Annotated in this window: 24 protein-coding genes, 1 tRNA gene and 2 pseudogenes; 19 read left to right on the top strand and 8 right to left on the bottom strand. The window is 58.0% G+C overall.

Annotated elements, in window-relative coordinates; all coding sequences use genetic code 11:
• The first annotated feature begins 220 nt into the window (after positions 1-220).
• The 14 genes from BUE92_RS03830 (at position 221) to BUE92_RS03765 (ending at position 11,886) form a co-directional block, all read left to right on the top strand.
• Positions 221-970, top strand: coding sequence for an electron transfer flavoprotein subunit beta/FixA family protein (locus tag BUE92_RS03830; protein WP_073521986.1), 750 nt, complete (start codon positions 221-223; stop codon positions 968-970).
• Positions 971-972: 2 nt separating this feature from the next.
• The gene (locus BUE92_RS03825) at positions 973-1,902 is read left to right on the top strand and encodes an electron transfer flavoprotein subunit alpha/FixB family protein (protein ID WP_073521985.1); all 930 of its coding nucleotides are present in this window, start codon (positions 973-975) and stop codon (positions 1,900-1,902) included.
• Positions 1,903-2,081: 179 nt separating this feature from the next.
• Complete coding sequence (locus BUE92_RS03820) at positions 2,082-2,897, top strand: substrate-binding periplasmic protein (protein WP_073521984.1); 816 nt, start codon at positions 2,082-2,084, stop codon at positions 2,895-2,897.
• Between the two features lie 9 nt (positions 2,898-2,906).
• Positions 2,907-3,269: a DUF4398 domain-containing protein gene (locus BUE92_RS03815; RefSeq protein WP_003193475.1), complete on the top strand. Its 363-nt coding sequence runs from the start codon at positions 2,907-2,909 to the stop codon at positions 3,267-3,269.
• Positions 3,266-4,078, top strand: coding sequence for an OmpA family protein (locus BUE92_RS03810; protein ID WP_073521983.1), 813 nt, complete (start codon positions 3,266-3,268; stop codon positions 4,076-4,078). Before BUE92_RS03815 ends, BUE92_RS03810 begins: the two co-directional genes overlap by 4 nt.
• A gap of 265 nt (positions 4,079-4,343) precedes the next feature.
• Entirely contained in the window at positions 4,344-5,783 is a 1,440-nt protein-coding gene (locus BUE92_RS03805) for an aminotransferase-like domain-containing protein (RefSeq protein WP_073521982.1), read from the top strand.
• A gap of 93 nt (positions 5,784-5,876) precedes the next feature.
• Positions 5,877-6,368, top strand: a complete 492-nt coding sequence (locus BUE92_RS03800; protein ID WP_073521981.1) for a translation initiation factor 2 — start codon at positions 5,877-5,879, stop codon at positions 6,366-6,368.
• Between the two features lie 163 nt (positions 6,369-6,531).
• On the top strand, positions 6,532-6,786 hold the full coding sequence (locus tag BUE92_RS03795; protein ID WP_034126753.1) for a YkgJ family cysteine cluster protein: 255 nt from the start codon (positions 6,532-6,534) through the stop codon (positions 6,784-6,786).
• Between the two features lie 41 nt (positions 6,787-6,827).
• Positions 6,828-7,433 (top strand): START domain-containing protein, encoded by a 606-nt coding sequence (locus BUE92_RS03790; protein WP_054897213.1) that lies wholly within the window; start codon positions 6,828-6,830, stop codon positions 7,431-7,433.
• 79 nt (positions 7,434-7,512) lie between these two features.
• Positions 7,513-7,773 carry a hypothetical protein gene (locus BUE92_RS03785; protein WP_073521980.1) on the top strand — a complete coding sequence of 87 codons (261 nt, stop codon included), beginning with the start codon at positions 7,513-7,515 and terminating at the stop codon, positions 7,771-7,773.
• Positions 7,774-7,986: 213 nt separating this feature from the next.
• A complete protein-coding gene (locus tag BUE92_RS03780) occupies positions 7,987-8,328 on the top strand; it encodes a ribonuclease E inhibitor RraB (RefSeq protein WP_003193463.1) in 342 nt (113 codons plus the stop codon).
• 414 nt (positions 8,329-8,742) lie between these two features.
• The gene (locus tag BUE92_RS03775; RefSeq protein ID WP_073521979.1) at positions 8,743-10,152 is read left to right on the top strand and encodes a circularly permuted type 2 ATP-grasp protein; all 1,410 of its coding nucleotides are present in this window, start codon (positions 8,743-8,745) and stop codon (positions 10,150-10,152) included.
• A 4-nt stretch (positions 10,153-10,156) separates the two neighbouring features.
• Positions 10,157-11,107 carry an alpha-E domain-containing protein gene (locus BUE92_RS03770; RefSeq protein ID WP_073521978.1) on the top strand — a complete coding sequence of 317 codons (951 nt, stop codon included), beginning with the start codon at positions 10,157-10,159 and terminating at the stop codon, positions 11,105-11,107.
• Positions 11,104-11,886, top strand: coding sequence for a transglutaminase family protein (locus BUE92_RS03765; RefSeq protein WP_073521977.1), 783 nt, complete (start codon positions 11,104-11,106; stop codon positions 11,884-11,886). Before BUE92_RS03770 ends, BUE92_RS03765 begins: the two co-directional genes overlap by 4 nt.
• Before the next feature lie 103 nt (positions 11,887-11,989).
• Here the strand turns inward: BUE92_RS03765 and BUE92_RS03760 are convergent, their stop codons facing one another.
• Positions 11,990-12,790: a c-type cytochrome gene (locus tag BUE92_RS03760; protein ID WP_073522033.1), complete on the bottom strand. Its 801-nt coding sequence runs from the start codon at positions 12,788-12,790 to the stop codon at positions 11,990-11,992.
• A gap of 654 nt (positions 12,791-13,444) precedes the next feature.
• On the opposite strand from BUE92_RS03760, the gene BUE92_RS03755 reads away from it, so the two are divergent.
• The 3 genes from BUE92_RS03755 to BUE92_RS03745 all read left to right on the top strand — a co-directional run bounded on the left by BUE92_RS03755 (position 13,445) and on the right by BUE92_RS03745 (position 17,743).
• Positions 13,445-14,650 (top strand): acetyl-CoA C-acetyltransferase, encoded by a 1,206-nt coding sequence (locus tag BUE92_RS03755; protein WP_054920493.1) that lies wholly within the window; start codon positions 13,445-13,447, stop codon positions 14,648-14,650.
• A 16-nt stretch (positions 14,651-14,666) separates the two neighbouring features.
• Positions 14,667-16,811: a 3-hydroxyacyl-CoA dehydrogenase NAD-binding domain-containing protein gene (locus BUE92_RS03750; RefSeq protein ID WP_073521976.1), complete on the top strand. Its 2,145-nt coding sequence runs from the start codon at positions 14,667-14,669 to the stop codon at positions 16,809-16,811.
• A 206-nt stretch (positions 16,812-17,017) separates the two neighbouring features.
• A complete protein-coding gene (locus tag BUE92_RS03745) occupies positions 17,018-17,743 on the top strand; it encodes an amidotransferase (RefSeq protein ID WP_032901593.1) in 726 nt (241 codons plus the stop codon).
• Here BUE92_RS03745 and BUE92_RS03740 read toward each other — a convergent pair.
• The 3 genes from BUE92_RS03740 to BUE92_RS03730 form a co-directional block, all read right to left on the bottom strand.
• Entirely contained in the window at positions 17,740-18,711 is a 972-nt protein-coding gene (locus BUE92_RS03740) for a magnesium and cobalt transport protein CorA (protein ID WP_003193449.1), read from the bottom strand. The genes BUE92_RS03745 and BUE92_RS03740 overlap by 4 nt on opposite strands.
• Positions 18,712-18,870: 159 nt before the next feature.
• Positions 18,871-19,614 carry a 1-acylglycerol-3-phosphate O-acyltransferase gene (locus tag BUE92_RS03735; protein ID WP_073521975.1) on the bottom strand — a complete coding sequence of 248 codons (744 nt, stop codon included), beginning with the start codon at positions 19,612-19,614 and terminating at the stop codon, positions 18,871-18,873.
• 212 nt (positions 19,615-19,826) lie between these two features.
• Complete coding sequence (locus tag BUE92_RS03730) at positions 19,827-20,519, bottom strand: crotonase/enoyl-CoA hydratase family protein (RefSeq protein ID WP_014719521.1); 693 nt, start codon at positions 20,517-20,519, stop codon at positions 19,827-19,829.
• 321 nt (positions 20,520-20,840) lie between these two features.
• Between BUE92_RS03730 and BUE92_RS03725 the strand changes: the two genes are divergently transcribed.
• Positions 20,841-20,930 (top strand) — tRNA-Ser (locus BUE92_RS03725).
• 1,175 nt (positions 20,931-22,105) lie between these two features.
• On the opposite strand, the pseudogene BUE92_RS28695 reads toward BUE92_RS03725, so the two are convergent.
• The 4 genes and pseudogenes from BUE92_RS28695 to BUE92_RS03700 all read right to left on the bottom strand — a co-directional run.
• Positions 22,106-22,219 (bottom strand): annotated as a pseudogene (locus BUE92_RS28695) (GPW/gp25 family protein); the annotation flags it as partial.
• Positions 22,220-22,388: 169 nt separating this feature from the next.
• Positions 22,389-22,952 carry a hypothetical protein gene (locus BUE92_RS03710; RefSeq protein ID WP_073521973.1) on the bottom strand — a complete coding sequence of 188 codons (564 nt, stop codon included), beginning with the start codon at positions 22,950-22,952 and terminating at the stop codon, positions 22,389-22,391.
• A 23-nt stretch (positions 22,953-22,975) separates the two neighbouring features.
• Positions 22,976-23,313, bottom strand: a pseudogene (locus BUE92_RS03705) (phage virion morphogenesis protein).
• Between the two features lie 187 nt (positions 23,314-23,500).
• Complete coding sequence (locus tag BUE92_RS03700) at positions 23,501-23,869, bottom strand: winged helix-turn-helix transcriptional regulator (protein WP_073521972.1); 369 nt, start codon at positions 23,867-23,869, stop codon at positions 23,501-23,503.
• A 96-nt stretch (positions 23,870-23,965) separates the two neighbouring features.
• Here BUE92_RS03700 and BUE92_RS03695 point away from each other — a divergent pair, with 96 nt between their 5' ends.
• The gene (locus tag BUE92_RS03695) at positions 23,966-24,718 is read left to right on the top strand and encodes an NADPH-dependent F420 reductase (protein WP_073521971.1); all 753 of its coding nucleotides are present in this window, start codon (positions 23,966-23,968) and stop codon (positions 24,716-24,718) included.
• Positions 24,719-24,740: the final 22 nt, after the last annotated feature.

Below are 24,740 nucleotides of genomic sequence, written 5' to 3'. Positions count from 1 at the left end.
CAGGCCGAAGGCAATGAAGGTGATGCGCACCCAAACGTTGGAGCGCAGTTTACACGCCGCGATAAAGAATGACCTCTCAGTCACCACTGACGAACGGTCGTCATTTCCCGTGTGCAAGGCCACTGCCGAGGTCTTTGGAGGTGCCCTTGTGTGCCGATGAGCATCAACCGCCAGGTTCGCCTAGGCGACTTTCTTTTCACCGGAGAGTAACGAGGAATCCATGAAGGTTCTTGTAGCTGTCAAACGCGTTGTCGATTACAACGTGAAAGTTCGCGTCAAGGCGGACAATTCCGGCGTCGACCTTGCTAACGTCAAGATGTCGATGAACCCTTTCTGCGAAATCGCTGTGGAAGAAGCCGTACGCCTGAAAGAGAAAGGCGTGGCGACGGAAATCGTCGTGGTGTCCATCGGCCCTGCCACTGCTCAAGAGCAGTTGCGTACCGCTTTGGCCCTGGGCGCCGACCGCGCCATTCTGGTGGAGTCCGCTGAAGAGCTGACCTCCCTGGCCGTTGCCAAGCTGCTCAAGGCCGTTGTCGACAAGGAACAGCCACAACTGGTGATCCTGGGCAAACAAGCCATCGACAGCGACAACAACCAGACTGGCCAGATGTTGGCTGCACTGACCGGTTACGGCCAGGGCACCTTCGCTTCGAAAGTCGAAGTGAGCGGCGACAGCGTTGCGGTCACCCGTGAAATCGACGGCGGCGCGCAGACGGTATCCCTGAAACTGCCGGCCATCGTCACCACCGACCTGCGTTTGAACGAGCCGCGTTATGCGTCCCTGCCAAACATCATGAAAGCCAAGAAGAAGCCTCTGGAGACGCTGACTCCGGACGCGTTGGGCGTTTCCACCGCCTCTACCAACAAGACCGTCAAAGTCGAAGCGCCGGCTGCACGCAGCGCGGGTATCAAGGTCAAGTCGGTGGCTGAACTGGTCGAGAAACTGAAAAACGAAGCGAAGGTGATCTGATCATGACTATCCTCGTAATCGCCGAACACGATAACAAGGTGCTGGCCCCGGCCACCCTGAACACCGTGGCCGCTGCCGCCAAAATCGGTGGTGACATCCACGTCCTGGTAGCAGGGCAGGGCGCTGGCGCCGTGGCTGAAGCGGCTGCAAAAATCGCAGGCGTGAGCAAAGTCCTGAACGCTGACAATGCCGCTTATGCGCATCAGCTGCCGGAAAACGTTGCACCGCTGGTCGCCGAGCTTGGCGCTGGCTACAGCCACATCCTGGCCGCCGCTACCTCCAACGGCAAAAACATCCTGCCACGCGTTGCCGCGCAGCTGGACGTTGACCAGATCTCCGAGATCATCTCGGTAGAAAGCGCCGACACCTTCAAGCGCCCGATCTACGCCGGTAACGCCATCGCTACCGTGCAGTCCAACGCCTCGGTCAAGGTCATCACCGTACGCGCCACCGGTTTCGACCCGGTTGCTGCCGAAGGTGGCTCGGCTGCCGTTGAAGCCGTCTGCGCTGCCCACGACGCTGGCACTTCCAGCTTCGTCGGCGAAGAGCTGGCCAAGTCGGACCGTCCTGAACTGACCGCTGCCAAGATCGTCGTATCGGGCGGCCGTGGCATGCAGAACGGCGACAACTTCAAGCACCTGTACGCCCTGGCCGACAAGCTGGGTGCTGCGGTCGGCGCTTCCCGCGCAGCCGTTGACGCAGGTTTCGTACCCAACGACATGCAGGTCGGCCAGACCGGCAAGATCGTTGCGCCACAGCTGTACATCGCCGTCGGTATCTCCGGCGCGATCCAGCACCTGGCCGGTATGAAAGACTCCAAAGTGATCGTTGCGATCAACAAGGACGAAGAAGCGCCGATCTTCCAGGTAGCCGATTACGGCCTGGTGGCGGACTTGTTCGAAGCCGTACCAGAGCTTTCGAAGCTGGTCTAATCCAGCCGCTTCACTTATAAAGAGCCCGGTCTTATGACCGGGTTTTTTTATTCCCTGTAGGAGCGAGCTTGCTCGCGAAAAACTCACAGGCGCCGCATTTATTCAGAAAGCACGCGTTATCGTTGACGTTTTTCGCGAGCAAGCTCGCTCCTACCAAGCACTTTAGGAAGGAACATGCCATGGCGCTGCGCCCCTGGACTGTACTGCTGGGCCTTACGCTGCTGCCAAGCCTGGCGCTCGCCGCCAGCAAATGCGAGCGCCTGGTGATCACCGGCAGCCCGGACGCACCGCCGTTACTCTGGCGCGACCCTCAGGACCCCACGCGCCTGATCGGCGCGACCGCTGACGTGCTGCAACAAGTGGGCAAGGAGCTCGGGCTGAAAATCGACCTGCTCTACGGCGGCAAACGCTCCCTGGCCCTTGATGAAGCACGCAGCGGGCGCATGGACATTCTCGCCGACGCACCGCTGAACCTGGGTGAACTGGACCACTTCGACTACATCCATCCGGCGCTGATGCAGACCGACTACCTGGTATGGACGCGCAAGGATTCCGCCCTGGTCTATTCCACTGCCGCCGATTTGCACGGCCACAAAGGCGCAGTATCGGAGCGTGCGCGCTTGAGCGCGGAATTCGAGACCTTTGCCGGCCAGCAACTCAACCTGCAACGCCTGCCCAACTTGACGCCGGCCTTCCAGAAACTGCTGTTGGGTGAGGTGGACTACGTGCTGGCTGGGCGCTATTCCGGCATGGCCATGGCCCAGACCCTGGGCATGAGTAATGACCTGGTGGCCCATGAGGTGCCTGTCGATCAGCCTGGCCTGTACTTGGCGATTTCCCACAACTCGGCCTGCAATGATCCTTGGCTTCGCGGACAGCTGACGAAAAAGATGACAGAATTGCCCGCCTCCGGTGCCGCTCAAGCCGCGCTGCAGCGCAATCTGGAGCGTTGGAAAGCGCAACTGCAACAACCTGTCGGCACCCCAACAAAGTAGGGATTTACAGTGATTTTTCGAGCTCTTTTCGCGGCCCTTGCCGTTGTCGCGCTGGCGGGATGCGCAACCGATCCTGCGCCGATCGAACAAATGCGCCTGACCCAGCAAGCCTTGGAACAAGCCACCGCGGTCGGGGCCAACACCGATGAATCCCCCGAACTGAAGCTGGCCGAAGAAAAATTCGCCCGGGCCAAGGGCAACATGGCCGACCAATCCTACAAGCGAGCGCGGATGCGCGCCGAGCAGGCTGAGCTGGACGCACGCCTGGCCGAAGCCAAAGTGCTGACCGGCAAGAGCCAGGAACAATTGAACGTGCTCAATACCCGTATCACTCGCCTGCGTAAGCAGCTGCAGTTGGGAGAAGCACAATGAGCCCGATGATCCGTGGCCTGAGCTGTGTACTGCTGCTGGGCAGCGTGGCCCTGGGCGGCTGTGCCAGCCAACCCACGAGTGAGCAGGCGTTGCAGCAGGCCGGCGATGACTTTCAAAAGGTCAAGGAAGACGCCAACGTGCTGCGCTTCGCGCCCAAGGACGTGATCCGCGCCGGAGAGTCCCTGGCCCGCGCCGATCGCCTGTCCAGCTACTGGGGCAGCGGCTCCGATGTGGTGCATTACGCCTACCTGAGCCAGCGTTACAGCGCCATCGCCCGAGAGCACACCCAGCAGGGCCTGAATGCCGAGCGCGGTACCCAACTGGAGTTGGAACGTCAGCGCCTGCAACTGGCCTTGCGCGAAAACAAGCTGGCCAGCGTGCAACAGCAGGGCAAGTGGGTTGAAGCGCAAATCGCCAGCCTTACCACCCAGACCGACCGTGGCCTGGTGATGACCCTGGGGGACGTACTGTTCGACACCGGCGAAGCTGAGCTGCAGAACTCGGCCAACCGCACGGTGCTCAAGATCGTGCAATTCCTGCAACTGAACCCCAAGCGTCGGGTGCGCGTCGAGGGCTATACCGACAACACCGGTGGCGAGCAGGAAAACCTGAAACTGTCCCGCGACCGTGCTCAATCGGTGGCCGACCTGTTGATGGACCTGGGCATCGATGACAAGCGCATCGAAGTCGAGGGCTATGGTGACCAATACCCGGTGGAAGCCAATGCCTCCGAGCGTGGTCGTGCACAGAACCGTCGGGTGGAAATTGTTTTCTCTGACGAGAAGGGCCAATTGGGCGCTGCGCGCTAACAGCTGACGCAGCTCCAAATTGTGGGAGCGGGCTTGCTCGCGAATGCGGTGGCTCAGTACAGGATGTGCTGACTGACACACCGCCTTCGCGAGCAAGCCCGCTCCCACATTTCGTTTCGGCGATGCCCACCCCAGCTCCCCCGGCAGTTTTTACTGTCACTCCCGCCCACGCTCGACTATTGTGGCAACTGTCCCCGTACACTTCTAAACTGTGCCGGTATGTTTCACACAAAAATAAAATACCCGTGAAATCGAGTGCTGCGTCATGACCAATCTGTTGCTTTACCAACGTATCGCCCAGCAACTGGCTGAGGACATCCGCCGCGGTGTCTACCAACCGGGGGAGCGCGTGCCATCGGTGCGCAAGATGAGTTCCCAGCTCAATGTGAGCCATGCCACGGTGCTGCAGGCCTATGCCAACCTGGAAGACCAGGGGCTGATCCGGGCGCGGCCGCAGTCGGGCTACTACGTGCACCAGACGCCAGCACTCACGGCGCCTACGCCTGATATCGCACGGGTCGAGCGCCCAGGGTTGGTCACCCGTAGCAGTATCATCCAGCAGGTGCTGGTCGAGTCGCGCCGTGAAGGGGTGTTTCCCTTGGGCGCGGCGGTGCCGAGTGTGGACTACCTGCCAGTGCGGGCACTGCATCAACAGTTGGCCAAGGTCACGCGTTTCCAGAGCCCACGGGCGTTCAGCTACATGTTCAGCCCTGGCTTTGAACCACTGCGCCGCCAAGTGGCGATCCGCATGCGCGATGCCGGGGTGGTAGTGGACCCTTGCGAAGTGGTGATCACCCACGGCTGTGTCGATGCATTACAGATGTCGCTGCGGGTGCTGACGCGCCCTGGCGACTTGATCGCGGCTGAGTCGCCGACCTATTACGGCTTGCTGCAATTGGCTGATCTGCTGGGCCTCAAGGTTATCGAGATCCCCAGCGACCCTGCCACGGGCATGAGCCTGGAAGCCCTGCAATTGGCCGCCAACCAATGGTCGATCAAGGCGCTGGTGCTGACCACGCGCCTGAGTAATCCGCTGGGCGGCACCATGCCCGAGGAGCGGCAGAAACAGTTGCTGCGCCTGGCGTCGGACTTCGATATCCAGATCGTCGAGGATGACATTTACGGCGAGCTGATGTTCGAACTTGGCCGCACCAAAGCCCTCAAGGCCTATGACCGCCTCGACCGGGTGATCTATTGCTCAAGCTTTTCCAAGACCTTGTCGCCGGGCGTGCGCATTGGCTGGATGATTGCCGGTAAATACCAGCAGGAAATCCAGCGCCTGCAGATGTTCAGTACGCACTCGGCATGCAGCGTCACCCAGATGGGCGTCGCGGCCTATCTGGAAAACGGTGGCTACGACCGTCATTTGCGCTACATCCGCCAGGAATACCGCAAGAACCTCAGCGCCTTCCAATTGGCGGTGCAGCAGTATTTCCCCGAGGGCACCCAGATGACCCGCCCGACCGGCGGCTTTATCTTGTGGGTCAGTTTGCCGGGGCGGGTCAATACTCAGGAACTGCATGTGCGTGCCCTGCAACAAGGCATCAGCATTGCGCCAGGGCTGATTTTCAGTAATACCGAACAGTTCAACCACTGTATTCGCCTCAATTGCGGCACGCCGTGGAACCGCGAGGCGGAGCGGGCGTTGATGACCCTGGGAATGCTTGCCAGCCAGCTGTGCCAGGAGGCCGCAGCGGGTTTTTGAGGCGAGCAAAGGGGACAAGACTGATCTGTGCCCTTGTCATGCCGCGCACAACAAGCGAGCATATGGCCTTCTGCCGTTAATGCTGTTGGCGATATGACTTCTATTTTTCGCGTTACGTTGATGCTTGGTCTGCTGAGCCTGTGCAATGCCGGTAGCGTGCTGGCTGCAGCGCCGGTGGCTGAAGGCAAGCCTGTTGTCGGTGCCGAGCAAAAGACCTCAGCCAAGCAGCCAACGCCTGCGAAAAAATCCCCCGCCGCGCAAAAGAAAGCCGCTTCGACCAAAAAGCGTGCACCCGTGGCGAGCAAGTCCAAGTCGGCCCATGAGGTCGCCCAGACCAAACTGCCACCGGCACAGTTGGACCTGTCCCTGCCTTCGGAGATGGTCAGGCACTTGCAACCCATCGGCACCATGCCCAAACCCAAGAGCGTGCCTCTGTTGCCGCCGATGTTTGGCGAAAAGCCCACCGACAACAGCGCGTTCCAGATCAATGGCCGCTTGCTCAGCAATGAGATGAAGCTGCAACTGCGTAACGAAGAGCGCCGTGATGTTGAAGGCGCTGCGCTGGATTTCGAATTCAAGCAATAAACTTTCGGGCCACAGGTGACCCAGGTTGCCGACCATCTGTCGCAGACTGGTCGGTCATTTTTGTTTTGTGCGAAAAACCCCCTGTTGGCCCATTTTAAAACGGCTGTTTAAGGGCGTACTCTAGCCCGGCCATCCCTATTGAGTCGTCGAGGACCTGCTGGTCATGAAATGCCGTGAAGGCTGTGGCGCCTGCTGCATTGCCCCCTCCATCAGTTCGCCATTACCGGGAATGCCTCAGGGCAAACCCGCTGGCGTTCGCTGCGTGCACCTGTCGGTGGAACAACTGTGCCAGTTGTTCGGTCAACCGCAGCGGCCAGCCGTGTGCAGTGATTTCAAGGCAGATATCGAAGTCTGTGGCAACGACCAGGCCGATGCCATCCGCCTGATCGGCTGGTGGGAACAGATGACGGCGGCTTGATGGGCTTTACTATCGGAACTTCAACAATAAGGAATACAACGATGGGTTCGCTGAAACGAGTGGCTGTGCTGTGCGGTTTTACGCTGTTGTTTGCGGCCACTGCCCAGGCTGAGGATTGGCAAGTCGCCAAGGACGAAGACGGTATCAAGGTGTCCCTGAGCGAGATTGCCGGTTCCAAGTACAAGGCGTATCGCGGCGTGACCGTGATCAAGGCGCCTTTGGCCAAGGTCCAGGCGCTGCAGGAAGATGTGGTCGGTGCTTGCGCATGGATCCATGAATGCAAATCCCAGAAACTCGTCGACAAGAAAGGCGATGAGGCTTGGACCTACACCCAGTTCAAGGCCCCATTCCCCGTGACGGACCGTGACTCGTACATTCACGTCACCACCACCAAAGCGGCTGACGGCACCGTCACGCGCAAGCTGGAAGGTGTGCCGACCTACAAGCCTGAAGCAAAAGGCTACGTGCGGGTCGCCCAGGTGGAGGGTTTCTGGAAGCTGGTGCCAAAGGGTGATAACCAGACCGAAGTCACCTACCAGGTACACACCGAGCCAGGTGGCAGCGTACCCTCGTGGCTGGCCAACAAGTTCGTGGTGGACGCCCCGTTCAACACCTTGAAAGCCTTGAAAGATCACGCTGAAAAATAAGTGCAGTTGATCCGGTGCCTCCGGGCTTGAGCGGAACGTTTGGCGAGCCCTCACGGTCCAGATACAAGTAAGCCCACCTATGGGTTTTATCGAGGAGGCACCGATGCCGAAGTGGAATGTTTCTTTCATCAATGACCGCGGCGAGCCGGTAGTCGAGCAATTCGACTGCGAGCATGAGCCGACGCTGGAAGAAGCCGCACAAATGGTGCGCGTGCGTGTGTCGCCGGTGTTAGAAAAGCTGGACCTTAACGATCTTGCCGACCGTGTCCCCGATCCTACGGTCAAGAGCCTGCACGATCAAAATGGTATCAAGGAACTCAAGGTCGAACCCGCGGCCTGAACATTTTCTATAGACCCTTCACGCCCCTCTGGTGGCGATGATAGCTTCGCGCTACTCTGCAATCGAGATCAGCGAATGAATCGCTAAGGTCTGGTCTTGTCAGCTACATGCTTGTTTTCCTGCGGTGTTGCTATGCCGTGGTGCCCGCGCCAGCAGGGCGCGGGGCTTCAGGAAGCACGGAAAGTCTATCCATCGGTGTGAGGAGGACGTTTCATGAGCACAGCCTATCAAGAAGACATCAGCACCAACGTACTGCGCCGCATGAAAGAAGGCGGCTTTGATTTCTCGCGTTTTCACCCCATCGAGTTCTACGCCATTTTCCCGGATGAGGAACGGGCGCGCAGGGCTGCGGGTCGTTTTCGTGGGGAGTCCCTCAACGCTCAGGTCAGCGCGCGCGACGATGGCGCCTGGTACCTGGAACTGAGCAAAATCATGTTCGCAACCTACGACGGCATAGGAGACTTCGAGCAAGACTTTGAAGCAGTGGTCGAGCCCCTGGGAGGAATCATCGAAGGATGGGGCGTCAAGCAGGAGGTGCGTGGGTTACCCATGTAGTTGGTATTTATGAGCAGCACAGCGTATCGGCTGACCTTTGGGTCGGCCGATTTTGTTTGGGCGCAAAAAAAAGCCACCCGAATAGGGTGGCGGAAAGGGAAGACCGAGGAGTCATCAGTACACGAGTCAATACGTTACTGAATGTGCAAAGGGTTTGGCTGTAGGACGTGTCCTGTTCAACCGATGTGGGCGATTATCCGCATGTGCAGGCGGGCAGTGAAATCAACTCTGACTATGCTGTTGATAGCCAAAGACCGCATTGCAATGAGGCGCACGGCGTGACTTGGGCAATTGCACGCACCAGGACGGTGCGGCAAATGCGCTTTGGTTATTCAACTGATTGATTATTAAGTGTTTATGCCGCTGGCACGGGCCTTGCGAAGGTTCTTGCGTCCGGGTGACAAGGAGTACGGCATGATCCGCACTTATTACGATGAAATGTACGATGGGGCAGGGCAGGTTCGCCCCCATTATCGCGAGTTCGCCCGTTGGCTGGCCGACACCCCTGCCGAACTGCTGGCCCAGCGCCGGCGTGAAGCCGATTTGCTGTTCCATCGCGCCGGCATCACCTTCACCCTCTACGGGGACGAACAAGGCACCGAGCGCCTGATCCCCTTCGACACCATCCCCCGCAGCATTCCGGCGAGTGAATGGCGGGTTGTCGAGCGCGGTTGCATCCAGCGGGTCAAGGCGCTGAACCTGTTCCTCACCGACCTGTACCACGACCAACGCATCATCAAGGCCGGCATCATCCCCGCCGAGCAGGTACTGGCCAACGAGCAATACCAACTGGCAATGCAGGGCCTGGATTTGCACCGCGATATCTATTCGCACATCTCCGGGGTGGACCTCGTGCGCGATGGCGACGGCACGTACTACGTGCTCGAAGACAACCTGCGCACGCCCAGCGGTGTCAGCTACATGCTTGAAGACCGCAAAATGATGATGCGTCTGTTCCCTGAACTGTTCGCGGCCCAACGCATCGCGCCCATCGACCATTACCCCAACCTGCTGCTCGACACCCTGAAAAGCGCCAGCCCCCTGGATAACCCCAGTGTGGTGGTACTGACGCCCGGGCGTTTCAACAGCGCGTTCTTCGAGCATGCCTTCCTGGCTCGGGAAATGGGTGTGGAATTGGTGGAAGGCGCGGATTTGTTCGTGCGCGATGACCGTGTGTTCATGCGCACCACCGACGGGCCCAAGGCTGTCGATGTGATCTACCGTCGCCTCGATGATGCATTTCTCGATCCCTTGGCATTCAACCCCGACTCGATGCTTGGTGTACCCGGCCTGCTCGCCGCCTACCGTTGCGGCAATGTGGTGCTGGCCAACGCCATTGGCACCGGAGTCGCGGACGACAAATCGGTTTACCCGTTCGTCACCGAGATGATCCGCTTCTACCTCGATGAAGAGCCGATCCTGCAGAACGTTCCGACTTTTCAATGCCGTAAGCCTGACGAGTTGTCCCACGTACTGGCCAACCTGCCTGACCTTGTGGTCAAGGAAACCCAGGGCTCCGGTGGTTACGGCATGTTGGTTGGCCCGGCGTCTACAACCGCAGAAATCGAAGCGTTCCGGGCGCGTATCAAGGCCAAGCCACAGGCCTATATCGCGCAGCCGACCCTGTGCTTGTCTACCTGCCCGACCTTTGTCGAAAACGGCATTGCCCCGCGCCATATCGACCTGCGCCCCTTCGTGTTGTCCGGCAAGGAGACCCGCGTGGTGCCGGGTGGCCTGACCCGTGTGGCGCTGCGCGAAGGCTCGCTGGTGGTCAACTCGTCCCAGGGTGGCGGAACCAAAGACACCTGGGTGGTCGAGGACTGATGCCATGTTGAGTAGAACTGCCTCGGATTTGTACTGGATGTCGCGCTACCTGGAGCGCGCCGAAAACCTCGCGCGCATGCTCGATGTCAGCTACTCGCTGTCGCTGATGCCCCAGGACGGGCGCGGCGATGGCCTGCACGAATTGGCCATGCCGCTGCTGATCACCGGCACCCTGGACGATTACCACGAGCGCCATGGCCCATTGCACGCTGAACGCTTGCTGCACTTTTTTGCCCTGGACGCTGCCAACCCGGCGAGCATCTACAGCTGCCTGGGTGCGGCGCGGGCCAGCGCTCACGCGGTGCGTGGGCGAATCACCGCCGACATGTGGGAAAACATCAATGCCACCTGGCTGGACATACGCGATATCGCCCAGCAGGGGCTCGGCCATTACGGCATGAGCCGGTTTTGTGAGTGGGTCAAGGAGCGTTCCCATCTGTTTCGGGGCGCCACGTACGGCACCATCATGCGCAACGATGCCTTCCGCTTTATTCGCCTGGGCACCTTTATCGAGCGCGCCGATAACACCCTGCGCCTGCTGGATGCCCGCTACGAAATGGCCGGCGAACAGGCGGCGGCGGTCAGCGATGGCACGGCTCACGCGTATTACCAATGGAGTGCGTTGCTGCGCGCACTGTCGTCGTTCGAGGCGTACACCGAGATTTATCGCGATGCGCCAGGCGCTCGGCAAGTGGCCGAGCTGCTGCTGTTACGTGCGGATGTGCCGCGTTCGCTGCGCGCTTGCAGCGAAGAGATCGACCAGATCCTCGCGAGCCTGCCAGGCCTCAATGGCCGCCCGGCCCAGCGTCTGGCCGCCGAAATGGATGCGCGCCTGCGCTTTACCGCCATCGATGAAATCCTCGAGGAAGGCCTGCATGCCTGGCTGACCGACTTTATCCCCTTGGTCCGCCAGTTGGGCGACGCCATCTACAGTTCCTACCTGGAGGCGGCATGAGACTCTCCATCAGCTACGACACCACCTACCACTACGAAGACCAGGTGCGGGCCAGCATCCAGTACCTGCGCCTGACGCCCCATGACAGCGAGCGCCAGCACGTGCTGAGCTGGCAACTCGACCTGCCGCGCCCGGTGCGGGCGCAGGTGGACCCCTTCGGCAACATCCTGCATGTGCTCACGCTGGACGAACCCCATGACGCCATCATCATTGGCGCCCGGGGCGTGGTGGAGATCGATGAATTGCGCGAGGCCGAACACGAAAGCCAGTCTGCCTTTCCGTTCCTGCGCTCCACGCGCCTCACCGAGCCCGACGACGCCCTGCGCGGGTTTGCCGAGCAACACTGCCATCAGCGTCGCGACCGCACGGCGCTTATCGACTTGATGCAGGCGCTCAACCACACCATGGTCTACACACCCGGCGCGACCGACGTCGATACCTGCGCCGCCCAAGCCTTCGTAGGTGCCGCTGGCGTGTGCCAGGACCATACCCATGCGTTCCTGGCCTGCGCACGCAGCCTGGGGATCCCGGCGCGGTATGTGTCGGGGTATTTGTACACCGAAGACAGCGCGCACCTGGCCAGCCATGCCTGGGCCGAAGCCTGGCTGGATGACGCCTGGTACAGCTTTGACGTGACCAACCAACTGGCGCGGCCGGAGAGGCACTTGAAGCTGGCCGTCGGCCTGGACTACCTCGACGCCTGCCCGGTACGCGGCATGCGCCGTGGCGGTGGGCATGAGCAGATGCATGCCAAGGTATTCGTGGCGCCGCAGCAATGACCGATAACGGGAGGAGCGAGTTTGCTCGCGAAAAACGTTAACGATTACGCGGGGAGCCTGATACCCAACGGTGCTCTCAGGGTTTTCGCGAGCAAGCTCGCTCCTACAGCTTGCGGCCTGCCATATGCCGCAGATAATCCAACAGCAAATCCAACTCATTGTCTGGCAATACACTGGCTGTAAACGCCGGCATCTTCGCCTGTGGCCAATGCCTCAGGCTTTGCGGGTCGCGGATGTAACGCTTGAGGAAATCGCCGCTGAAATACTCGGTGGGGTTGTAGGGCACATTCAAGTCCGGCCCCATCTGGGCATCACCGCCGCCATTGAGGCGATGGCACGCCAGGCAGTTCTTCTGGAACAACGCGAAGCCTTGGTTGATCGGGTCGTTCGCCGCCAGCTTCGGGTCGGGCAATAACGCCGGGAAACGCTCGCCAACCGTCTGCAACTGTTTGAACCTGGAGACCTGGAACGGCCACTGTTCCGGGCTGATACGTCCGGCTTGAGGGTTGCTCCAGACCAGATAGAACGGTCCGGCGCTGGGCTTGCCCTGTGCCAGTGGTGGCCATGGATGGGCCGGGTCTTCCACGGCCAGCCAGGCGCGGGCGCCGTTTTTTTCCAGCAACGGAGCGGCGGCAAGTTCGGCGGCAAAACCATCAAGGGCAACGGCTTGCAGGTGGTTCGCAGGTTTAAGGCCCGGCAAGAGCACCGCGAGGGGCACCGCACGATAGGTCATGTTGCGCTTGTAGGACACATCATCAACGATCTGCACCGTCTGAGCGTCGGGATGCTTGAGCAGCTCGGCGGTCTCCCAGGTTTTGTGGGTGTGGTCCAACTCGATGGTCAACTGTGCCGCCGCCGCAGGCAGGCTCAGCAGCAGGGCAAAAAGGGCGAGGATCGGTTTCAAGGCACAGGCCCGTTGCGAGAGAGTGAGGGCGCACACGATAACGGAAAACGGCAGGTAAAAAGACAGCCCCTGCAACAGGAGCGCTAAGCGCAATGTCCTGGCAGGTGCTGCCAAAAGCTGCAGGCCTGATGCGGTGTGTGCACGGAAGCTGGGAGCGCGATGGTCACCCGATAACCTTGGTTAAATTGGGCAAGATCAGAATCAGTGTGGTGGCGAACAGAATAAGTCCCGCCTGACGTACTTTCGATTGTTTGAACATGGCTGACTGCCCTTTCTTTTGTTGTTATTCCTAAGCGTCAAATGCGTGCTGGTTTATTTCAGTATCGCGAAGTGACGTTGCACTTTTCTTACACCTGCTCCAGCAAAACCCGGCAGCAGCGTCTTACAGATTCAACCTTAGAGCGCCCATTCTTCTTGGCTTAGATCCATTTCATATCAGCTAATCAGCATTTGCGCTAAAAACGGCATGAGGCTTATTGCCATCTTGGCGCCAGCCCTAGGGCTAGACAGCTAAAACGATTAATCAGGCATTTCCCGTAGGTACCTACCGTTCGTCCGAGCGAGGGGGTCAAAAGCAATGAGCGCATCCGTCATTGAAACCGTGTCAATCGGGCCTAAGGTAGGGGCACACACCCATAGCGGTTCGAGGATGTCATGACCCAAGCTTTGATCTTTGATGCGATACGCACGCCCCGGGGTAAAGGCAAGGCCGACGGCGCCCTGCACAGCGTCAAGCCGGTAAACCTGGTGGCCGGCTTGCTCACGGCGCTGGCGCAACGCAGCGACCTCGACACCCGCCAAGTGGATGATATCGTCCTGGGCTGCGTCACCCCCGTGGGCGACCAGGGCGCCGATATCGCCAAGACCGCCGCGCTGGTGGCCGACTGGGATGTCAGTGTTGCCGGTGTGCAGGTCAATCGCTTCTGCGCGTCGGGCCTGGAAGCGGTCAACCTGGGGGCGATGAAAGTGCGTTCCGGCTTCGAAGATCTGGTGGTCGTCGGCGGCGTCGAGTCCATGTCCCGCGTGCCCATGGGCAGCGATGGCGGCGCCTGGGTGCTCGACCCGCAAACCAATATGCACAGCCACTTCACGCCGCAAGGCATTGGCGCCGACCTGATCGCCACCCTGGAAGGCTTCACGCGCCAGGATGTCGACACCTTTGCCCTACAGTCCCAGCAGAAAGCCGCCAGGGCGCGGGCAGACGGTTCCTTCAATAAGTCGCTAATCGCGGTGCACGACCAGAACGGCATCGTGCTGCTGGACCATGACGAATTTATCCGCGGCGACTCAACCCTCGAGGGCTTGGGCAAGCTCAAGCCCAGCTTCGAAATGATGGGCCAGATGGGCTTCGACGCCACCGCGTTGCGGGTCTATAGCCACGTGGAGCGCATCCACCATGTGCACACGCCGGGCAACAGTTCCGGCATCGTGGATGGCGCCGCGCTGATGCTGATCGGCTCCGAGGCCAAAGGCCGTGAACTGGGCCTGCAACCGCGGGCGCGTATTGTCGCCACGGCGGTGACTAGTACCGACCCGACCATCATGCTCACCGGCCCCGCGCCGGCCACTCGCAAAGCACTGGCCAAAGCCGGCCTGCGGGTTGAAGACATCGATCTGTTCGAAGTCAACGAAGCCTTTGCTTCGGTCGTGCTCAAGTTCATCAAGGACATGGGCATCGACGCCGCACGGGTCAATGTCAACGGCGGCTCCATCGCCATGGGCCACCCCTTGGGCGCCACCGGCTGCGCGATTCTCGGCACCTTGCTCGACGAGCTCGAGGTGCGCCAGCAACGCTACGGCCTGGCCACCTTGTGTGTCGGCGGTGGCATGGGGATCGCCACCATTATCGAGCGCCTCTGAGCCTAAGGAATTTGTCATGACCGATGCCATTCGTTACGAAAAAGGCCAGGACCAGATCGTGGTGCTGACCCTCGACATGCCCGGCCAGAGCGCCAACACCATGAACGCCGCCTACCGTGAGGCCATGGCGGCCACCCTCACGCGCCTGGAAGCGGAAAAGGACGAGATCGCCGGCGTGGTGATCACCTCGGCCAAGAAAACCTTTTTTGCCGGGGGCGACCTCAATGAGCTGATCAAGGTCGATAAAGCCCACGCCAAGGCGTTCTACGACAGTGTCTTGGTATTGAAAGCGCAATTACGCCGCCTGGAAACCCTCGGCAAACCGGTGGTGGCCGCGATTAATGGTGCGGCCCTGGGCGGTGGTTGGGAGATTTGCCTGGCCTGCCATCACCGGGTCGTGCTGGACGACAAGTCCGTGCAACTGGGCTTGCCGGAAGTCACCCTTGGCCTGTTGCCCGGGGGCGGCGGCGTGGTGCGTATGGTGCGCATGCTCGGCCTGGAAAAAGCCTTGCCGTATTTGCTCGAAGGTAAAAAAGTCCGGCCCGCCCAGGCGTTGCAGGCCGGCTTGATTGATGAGTTGGCGGCAGACCGCGATGCATTGCTGGCCCAGGCCCGCGCCTGGATTATGGCTAACCCCGAAGTAAGGCAACCCTGGGACAACAAGGGCTACGCGATTCCCGGCGGCATGCCGTCCCACCCTAAAGTCGCGCAGATGCTCGCCATTGCCCCATCGATTTTGCGTAGCAAGACCCAGGGCTGCTTCCCTGCGCCGGAGAAAATCCTGTGTGCGGCGGTCGAGGGCGCCCAGGTGGACTTCGACACCGCGCACCTGATTGAAACCCGCTACTTCACCGAACTGGTAACCGGGCAAGTGGCGAAGAACATGATCGGCACCTTCTGGTTCCAGCTCAATCAAATCAACGCCGGCAGTTCGCGGCCCCAGGGCTTTGCTCCTTACGTCACGCGTAAGGTCGGTGTGCTCGGCGCCGGGATGATGGGCGCGGGCATCGCCTATGTCAGTGCCTGTGCGGGTATCGAGGTGGTGCTCAAAGACATCACTCTGGCTGCCGCCGAAAAAGGCAAAGCCCATTCGGCCGCATTGCTGGACAAGAAAGTCAGTCGTGGGCAATTGACCGCCGAACAGCGTGAAATCACCCTGGCGCGCATTCATCCTACCCAGGATGAAGCCGACCTGGCCGGCTGCGACCTGATCATTGAGGCCGTATTCGAAGACCGCGCACTCAAGGCCAAGGTCTCGGCCGCAGCACAAAGCGTGGTGGGCGCTGACGCGGTGATCGCCTCCAACACCTCCACCTTGCCCATCAGCGGCCTGGCCACGGCGGTGCCCGATCAAGCCAGGTTCATCGGGCTGCACTTCTTCAGCCCCGTGGACAAGATGCCCTTGGTGGAAATCATCAAGGGGGCGCGCACCAGTGACGAGACCCTGGCCCGAGGTTTTGACTTCGTACTGCAAATCAAGAAAACCCCGATTGTGGTCAATGACAGTCGCGGTTTCTTTACCTCGCGGGTATTCGGCACCTTTACCAACGAAGGCATCGCCATGCTCGGCGAAGGCGTGGCGGCGCCGATGATCGAGACCGAAGCGCGCAAGGCCGGGATGCCAGTGGGGCCGTTGGCGGTGTCCGATGAAGTGTCCCTCAACCTGATGAGCCATATCCGACAGCAAACGGCCAAGGACCTGCAGGCCGAAGGCAAGGCTATGCCGAACCATCCGGCGACGGCGGTGATTGATCTGTTGGTGAACGAATACAAGCGCACGGGCAAGGCGGCCGGCGGTGGTTTCTACGACTATCCCGCTGGCGGCCAGAAGCACCTGTGGCCTGAGCTGAAAAACCGGTTCGAACAGCCCGGCAAGCAAATCTCCCCTCAGGATGTGCGCGACCGCTTGCTGTTTATCCAAGCCATCGAAACCGTGCGCTGTGTGGAGGAGGGCGTGTTGATGTCCACGGCGGATGCCAACGTTGGTTCAATCTTCGGCATCGGTTTTGCCGCTTGGAGTGGTGGCGCGTTGCAGTTTATCAACCAGTACGGGCTGAACGACTTCATCGCCCGCGCCCGCTACCTGGCCGAGGAGTACGGGGAGCGCTTCTCGCCACCGGCGTTGTTGCTGGAGAAGGCCGCAAAAGGCGCGCTGTTTTAGACGTTTCACTGTAGGAGCGAGCTTGCTCGCGAAAAACGCACAGGCAACGCTTTTATCCAGGATACCTGCGTTATCGTTGACGTTCTTCGCGAGCAAGCTCGCTCCTACAGTGAGTGTGGGCGCCCATTGAGGGCTTGCTTTGGGGGTGTATTTCAGGGCAGGCTCTGGGGTGTGCAATATTCCCATCGCCGTGTCAGGTATTTTTTATGTCGCTACGCGTCTGCATCCTGGAAACCGATATTCTGCGTCCCGCTTTGATCGATGAGTACCAAGGCTATGGGCAGATGTTCAAGCGCCTGTTCGCCAAGCAACCGATTGCCGCCGAGTTTGTCGTCTACAACGTGGTGCAGGGCGAGTACCCGCCGGATGACGAAGTGTTTGACGCGTACCTGATCACCGGCAGCAAGGCCGATTCGTTTGGTACCGACCCTTGGATCCAGACGCTCAAGACCTACCTGCTCACGCGTTATGAGCGCGGCGACAAGCTGCTGGGTGTGTGCTTCGGCCATCAGTTGCTCGCGCTGCTGCTGGGCGGCAAGGCCGAACGTGCCAGCCAGGGCTGGGGCATGGGCACCCACGCTTACAAGCTGGATGCCAAGACGCCATGGATGAGCCCTGAGGTGCCGCAGCTGACGCTATTGATCAGCCACCAGGACCAAGTCACCACCTTGCCGGAAAACGCCACCGTGATCGCCTCCAGCGAATTTTGCCCGTTTGCCGCGTACCACATCGGCGACCAGGTGCTGTGCTTCCAGGGCCATCCGGAGTTTGTTCACGACTATTCCCGTGAGTTGCTGGAAATACTTCAGACAACCCTGGGTGAAAAGGTCTACAGCAACGGCGTGGCCAGCCTGGAGCGCGACCACCACGGCGTGACCGTGGCGGAGTGGATGATGCGCTTTGTCGCGCACCAGCCTGAAGCCAAGGCTTAAAGCCAGCCCGAACGCTTGAAGCTGGCCCATAAACCGGTACAGCCCAAGGTAATAAAACCGAGCACCGCAAAATAGCCGTAGTGCCATTGCAGCTCGGGCATGTTCTGGAAGTTCATCCCGTAAATCCCCGCCACCGCCGTGGGGAACGCCAGGATCGCCGCCCAGGCGGCGAACTTGCGCTGCACCACGCTCTGGCGCGAGGCCTCCAGCAGCACACCGATCTCGATGGTCTGGCTGGCGATATCGCGCAACGTAGTCAGGTCTTCCATCTGCCGCGTGACATGGATCTGCACGTCACGAAAATACGGGCGCATGTTCTTGTCGATAAACGGGAAGCTGAGCTTCTGCAACTCCTGGCTAATCTCCACCATCGGCGCCACGTGCCGCTTGAGCCGCAACACATCGCGGCGCAGGCCATGGAGATGCTGGATATCGCGCTCGTTGAGCGAACTACACAGCACGTTACGCTCCAGCTCATCAATCTCGGCGTGGATCGCCTCGCTCACCGGCTGATAGTTTTCGGTGACAAAATCCAGCAACGCATAGAGTACGAAATCTTCGCCATGCTCCAGCAACAACGGGCGCGCCTCACAACGCTGGCGCACAAAACCGTAGGACGCCGAGTGGCCGTTGCGTGCGGTGATGATGTAGCCGTTACCGGCAAAGATATGGGTTTCGATAAACTCCAGCTTGCCGTTCTCGCGCACCGGTGAGTAGGTGACGATAAACAGCGCGTCGCCGAAGGTTTCCAGCTTCGGGCGGCTGTGTTTTTCCATCGCGTCTTCGATCGCCAGTTCGTGCAGGTTGAACTGGCGTTGCAGGTTGTTCAATTCCTGGGCGCTGGGTTCTTCCAGGCCGATCCACACAAAATGCCCAGGTTTGGCGGCCCAGGCCGCGCCTTCATCGAGAGTGATATCCGAGACTTTCTTACCGGCGCTGTAGACGGCAGCCGCAACAACTCTACCCATGGTGCTGATCACTTCTTATCAAGAGGACAGATGTTGGGCAGCTTAGCCTGAATGGCGTTCCGTTGTTGCGGGCTGATGTTGCCCTATCCCCTTGTAGGAGCGAGCTTGCTCGCGAAAATCGTCAACGATAACGCAGCGCCCACAGGTGACCCGCGTCGCTTATAGGTTTTTCGCGAGCAAGCTCGCTCCTACAAGTTCACGGTCCATCTGCGCAATACACTCATCCATCTGCGTCTGACACGTCAGCAGCAACTGAGGGATGTCATCCACCGTCAACCCACAGGTAGGAATCGGCGGCAACGAGCGTATCAGCACACTGCCACTGTCCCAACGATTGAGCTTCATCTGCGTCACGTAATTGCTGACACACACCTGCACGATAGGCACACCGGCCGCAATCGCCATATGGAACGCGCCTTTCTTGAACGGCAACAACCCTTTGCCCAGGTTGCGCGTACCTTCCGGGAACACCCAGATCGACGTGTCCTCATGCTGCAAGGTATGCGTGGTGGTCAGCATCGCACGCCGGGCCTTGTGCGCATTGCCGCGGTCGATCAGCACATTGCCCGCCAGCCAGAACAACTGGCCGAACAGCGGTACCCATTTCAGGCTCTTCTTGGCGATGCAGACTGTGCGACGGGGTACCACATTGCCGAACACAAACAAATCGTAGTTGGACTGATGGTTGGCGATCACCACGCAGGTACCGGGCTTGTTGCGTAGCGAGTCGACGTTGGTCTTCACGTTCAAGCCCAAGATTCGCATGGCCGGCAACGCATAGAGGCGAGCGCAGAGACGGCTGTTGTCCGGATTGAACGGCCGGCACACACCGACCAGCACACCCAGCACGCCGGCGATCATAAAATGCAGGCCCATCAACAACATACGTAACAGAAAAAGCATCGACACAGCCCATCGGGACAAAAGGTGGCGCAGTGTACGGATGTGCACTGTATTCGGCAATTGCCCCTACAGATGTGGGAGATAGGCGATGTTTAAGCGCATGTTTCCACATGGGCCGATAACGGCTAGCTAGAGCGGCTACGGACATTTCACATTTATAGGTAAGAAAAAGCCCGACTCAAGATCGGGCTCAGGCACTGCAAGTGTAGGACTTAGCTCAGGCTATGGCCCTGATCCTGGATGATTGCATCGTCCAGGGCTTCGAGCAGTGCGCGGCGCACTTTCAACTTGGTGTGCTTGTGGGCGTTCATATTGATCTTCTTCAACTGCCGTGCCGCTTCCAGTGCGGCGGCGTGCAGTTCTTCCGGTGCCACCACCTTGTCGAGGAAACCGGCGTGCAAGGCGCCTTGCGGATCAAACATCTCGGCATTGATCACCGAACGCTGAAACGCCGACTTACGCAGGCGGTCCCGTGCCAACTCGATACCGGCGTGGTGCATGGTCATGCCAATCGCCACTTCATTCAGGCCAATGCTGAACGGGCCTTCGACGCCAATCCGATAATCGGCCGACAACAACAGGAACGCGCCCTTGGCCACCGCATGCCCAGGGCAGGCCACAATCACCGGGAACGGATGCGCCAACATCCGCCGCGCCAGGGTCGAACCCGAGGTCACCAGGCTGATTGCCTCTTTAGGGCCGGCGGTCATCACCTTCAAATCATAACCACCCGACAAAATCCCCGGCGTGCCCGTGATGATCACCACCGCCCGATCCTTCTCGGCCTGATCCAGCGCCGCATTAAACTCACTGACCACCGCCGGAGAAATGGCATTCACCTTGCCGTTGCTCAGGGTCAGGGTCGCGATACCGTCTTCGAAGTGGTAGGCAATCAACTCACTCATGACGCGGTTCCTTGTAGGGCTTGTTATAGAGATAGATGCGCAGACGTTACTCACCACGCCCCCGCGGGTAAAGCGCCGTGACTGACTACCCAGTCAGCCTTTCCCGCCACGCCCAAGGGTAGACGCCCCGGAGCGGGGCGCAGCAAGCACTCCAGACGCGTCCCGCCGATGCCTGAGAATGGCACAATCACCACCCCTTGCCGGGCGGGGAATGGCATAACGGTCTAACCGCATGAAAATTCTGAAAAAAACCTTTGCCATCAGAAAGGCTTTCGACTACATTAGCGCGCCTCGACAGACTGAACTGGTTTGACGAGATACGGTGAAGTGTCCGAGTGGCTTAAGGAGCACGCCTGGAAAGTGTGTATACAAGAAATTGTATCGAGAGTTCGAATCTCTCCTTCACCGCCACATTGTTATGAAAAAGCCCCGTTTTACGGGGCTTTTTTGTGCCTGGTGATTTTGTCTCACCATTTGTTCTCCATTCGGATTTTGGAAAAGTAGCCTCGCCAGGTGGCTCTCGATGGGGCGCTTTTTTGGTATTAGCAATCCACGCTGGCGTCTGTGCGCAGCTCGTTGAGCTGATCTCTATTGATTTCAGCCCAATGAGCTACCAGGGAAAAATCTGCGAAAGGATTTGGTGGCGGTACGGGTATTGAGGGCTGAGGCCTAATGAAATGGCAAAGGATTAACGGATTGCAAATAAGCCTATGCCGGTTCGATTGCGACCTTGGCCTCAACTTTTAAAAACTCCGTAGATTGACGTCTACGGAGTTTTTTATAGCCGGATTGAAACTATAAAAGTACCAAAACACTAAAGTGGACGTACCAATGCTTTCTATTTTTCCGGGTTGGCAATAGCTCCGACCCGGACATAAATGTTCTTGGCTGTCCCCTGTTTTGAGTGGCCTCTACATACGTATTGCCGACACCGATTACTGAATTATTGAGGTTAGTGGTCTAATAGTTTGGCCATGATCTTTGACACGGTCATCCTCGATAACGATTTTGCTGCTGGAGGAGACGTAGTACTCGCTCGTCTGTGCTAGACCTTGGACGAGCATTAAATAGCCTCTTGAATCGCTACGCGACCACGTGTCGCTACTGCCTTGCTCTATTGGGAAGTAGTCCTCACTGGGGTTGCTATCAGTCTTCCATGAACTTACTGCAACTTTGATAATTCTGCTTGCGCCGTTTGTGATTGTGATAGTCATACGTACATTCCTTTTGGATTTTGAATTCCATGAGTTGGCTCCCTATTTAGAATAAAGCTGCAGACTTGCCACTGCTACAAAAAGCCGTAGTTAGGTTAACTCGCTGGCTAAACCATATCCAAGTGATACTGGAGGCGCTCAAGGCTGGACGCCAAGTAAAATATAATTTATTGCATGGGTATATTGTTCTGCCTGCTTTCACAGTCAAGCCTACAGACGGGAAAATGCAAGGAGAAGGGGACGAATTTTTTTTGATTTTCGTTCCACCTCGTTCAAAGCAAAAAAATCCCAGGTTTCGAAAGAAACCGGGGTTTGTAATCTTGAGCTTGAAAACCTACTGTTCTTAGATTATGCGCACGGCATATCCATTCGTACGCGCAGACGGTTGACGTCGTTGAAGGGGTGATCCACCAGCTCTGGCACCAGGCTGCCGTATTCGCAGTGCATTACACGCGTGCCAATGCGTGTGGTCAGAATGTCGATGATCGCCTGACTGAGCGGATGAGGTTTTGAGCGGGCGGGCGAGGGCGGCTAAGTCGTTCATGGCGCCGAAGTGGGCGCCATGTGTGAGGAGGTGCAGCTTGTGGGAGTTGTAAGCGGGCGTTTTTACAAGTCGCTAAATTATCAAAAAATTAATGCGGTGAAGCATAGCGAACTATCGAATAAAAATAGCTGCCGCCAGAATTATAGTAATCATGCCTAATGAGGCGATCGCCATGATAATAGAATTAAGTTTTTTATGGAGTTTTTCAATTGTGGTGGTTAGTTTTTTGATTTCTACGTCATGACAGGTATGTTTTTCGCTGGAGGCTGTTGAGTCATTATCTAAAGAGCTTTTGTCTGCGTGAGCTGCAATGATACTTCCGCCTGCTCCTGAGCAAGCAAATAATAATACCTGCGAATAGATATCTAGGTAATCTTTATAATTTTGCGGAATAGTATCAAAAGGAACAAATACGTAAATTATTTTTAAGTATAGAGTTTGAAATAACACGCCAAACATTATAATGAATAACCCCTTGATCACTCTATCCTGCTTGAGGTCAAGTATCATGATGAGAGTCAAAAAGACTCCGAGGATTAATGTTGATATAGCTATTTCTGGTTTGCCGAATATGCCAGCTGTGATAGGTGATACAAACGCTAGTATGAAAGCGGCCACCCACAAGCCTACGATCATTTTGTAGTTTGGCTTTGCCAAGTTTTGCTTTCCTTGCATTTTAGTTCTCGATCAAAAAGGGTTTATTGAGTTAACTTTGTCAGTGCAGCGTCGCGAATTATATCAAGGTCCATGTCTGTGAAATCTAATAATTCACGTTGCTCGTAACGAATCTCTGGTGCACTGCACTGCGCTCAGCACGGTCCTTTAGACCGAATTGGTGAACCCTGGCGATTCGGGCAGTGCGCCCGGTGAAACCCACGGTCACGGTGTTGCTATCGCCTCGGGCTTTAACCCGCTGTCGATGGCTACGTCGTAATTCCAGGCCGATGGAGCGCGCAAGCTGATTGCGGGCGCCTGGCTGGAGTTGCTCCAGCTGGCCGGAAGCCCCGGTCTCAAGGGCTTCGAGTTTACTTGTCATCAGGCACTATCCATTCGCTGGCGTTGTTCTTTTGGAACCTGGTACCCAATTTGGATCCAAAAGAGAGGGTCGCTGCAGCGGACCTTGCCGTTGTCGATGAAGATTATAATTTCAGCCCCTATTACGTGTGATGCGCACGCGTACTGAGGTGCATGCTGATGCTCGTGGAAGCCGGGGGTTTGTGGTTTCAGGCCTGGTCAAAAGGGCTGCGCCTCTGTTCGGCCCATTCAATCAACGCCTGCATCGACGGTCCCAACGCGTATCCATCCTCGGTCAACTCATACTCAACTTTCGGTGGAACCTGCGGGTAAACCGTGCGGCGAACAATTGCGTCTTTTTCGAGCTGCTTAAGCTGCTGGATAAGCATTTTCTGGTTGATGCCCTCTATGAGCTTTTCAAGATCAGAAAAGCGCAGAGGACCTTTGGCTGCGAACAACTGGCAAAGGATGATGATCTTCCATTTTCCCTCCAGTACACGGAGGGTCTCCATGGTGGCTTCAGCCCATTTCACTCGATTTTTTGGGTCGTCACAGTTCCATTCTCGTTCACTGTTCATAATTTGGTTCGTTACTTACCTTTTGGTGTGTACTTACCATTATCTCACTATTCTCCTAAGGTAGGCGCCTACCCGAAACTATACGAGCGAGAACTCATGAAAATTGGAGTGATTGGGACAGGAAACATTGGCGGAACCCTTGCCCGGAAGATGATTGCCGCAGGCCATGAAGTGCAGGTGGCTAACTCCAAAGGCATTGAGGGGGTTCGTGCATTCGCCAACGAGATAGGGGCGGTACCTGCAGATGTTTCGGGCGTTGTCCGAGATGCCGAAGTCATATTTTTATCTGTCCCTTTACCTGCAGTGGCTGATCTGCCTGCTGAGTTGTTCGTATCTGTTCCATTGGACGTCCCTGTCGTGGATACCGGTAATTACTACCCAGGCTTGAGGGACCCAAAAATTCCGGAAATAGATGAAGGCATGGCCGAAAGCGTTTGGGTTTCGAAACAGATTGGGAGGCCGGTGATTAAGGCGTTCAACAATTTGTTAGCCTATTCGCTCGCTGAACTCGGCCAGCCCGAGGGCACGCCCGGACGATTGGCGGCTGCGGTCGCTGGGGACGATCAGGTCGGTGTGCAGACAGTCATGGAGCTGGTGAGCGAATCAGGTTTCGATCCAGTCAATGCGGGTTCACTTGAGCAGTCGTGGCGGCAACAACCTGCAACCCCTGCGTACTGCTGCGACTACACCGCCGTTGATATGCGCCGGGCCCTTGATGCGGCAGTTAAAGGTGAGGCGCCAAAAACTCGGGATCGCATGATAGAGAATTTCGCGAAGCTGGGACCTAACCCTAGTCACGCGGATATCGTTGCGATGAATCGTCAACTGAGCCCGATATCGCACTCGTAACAGAAGTTGGAAAAGGCACAGG

Origin of the sequence: Pseudomonas fluorescens (assembly GCF_001902145.1) — a bacterium.
Lineage (GTDB): Bacteria > Pseudomonadota > Gammaproteobacteria > Pseudomonadales > Pseudomonadaceae > Aquipseudomonas > Aquipseudomonas fluorescens_BV.
This window is presented reverse-complemented; position numbering and strand designations above follow the sequence as displayed.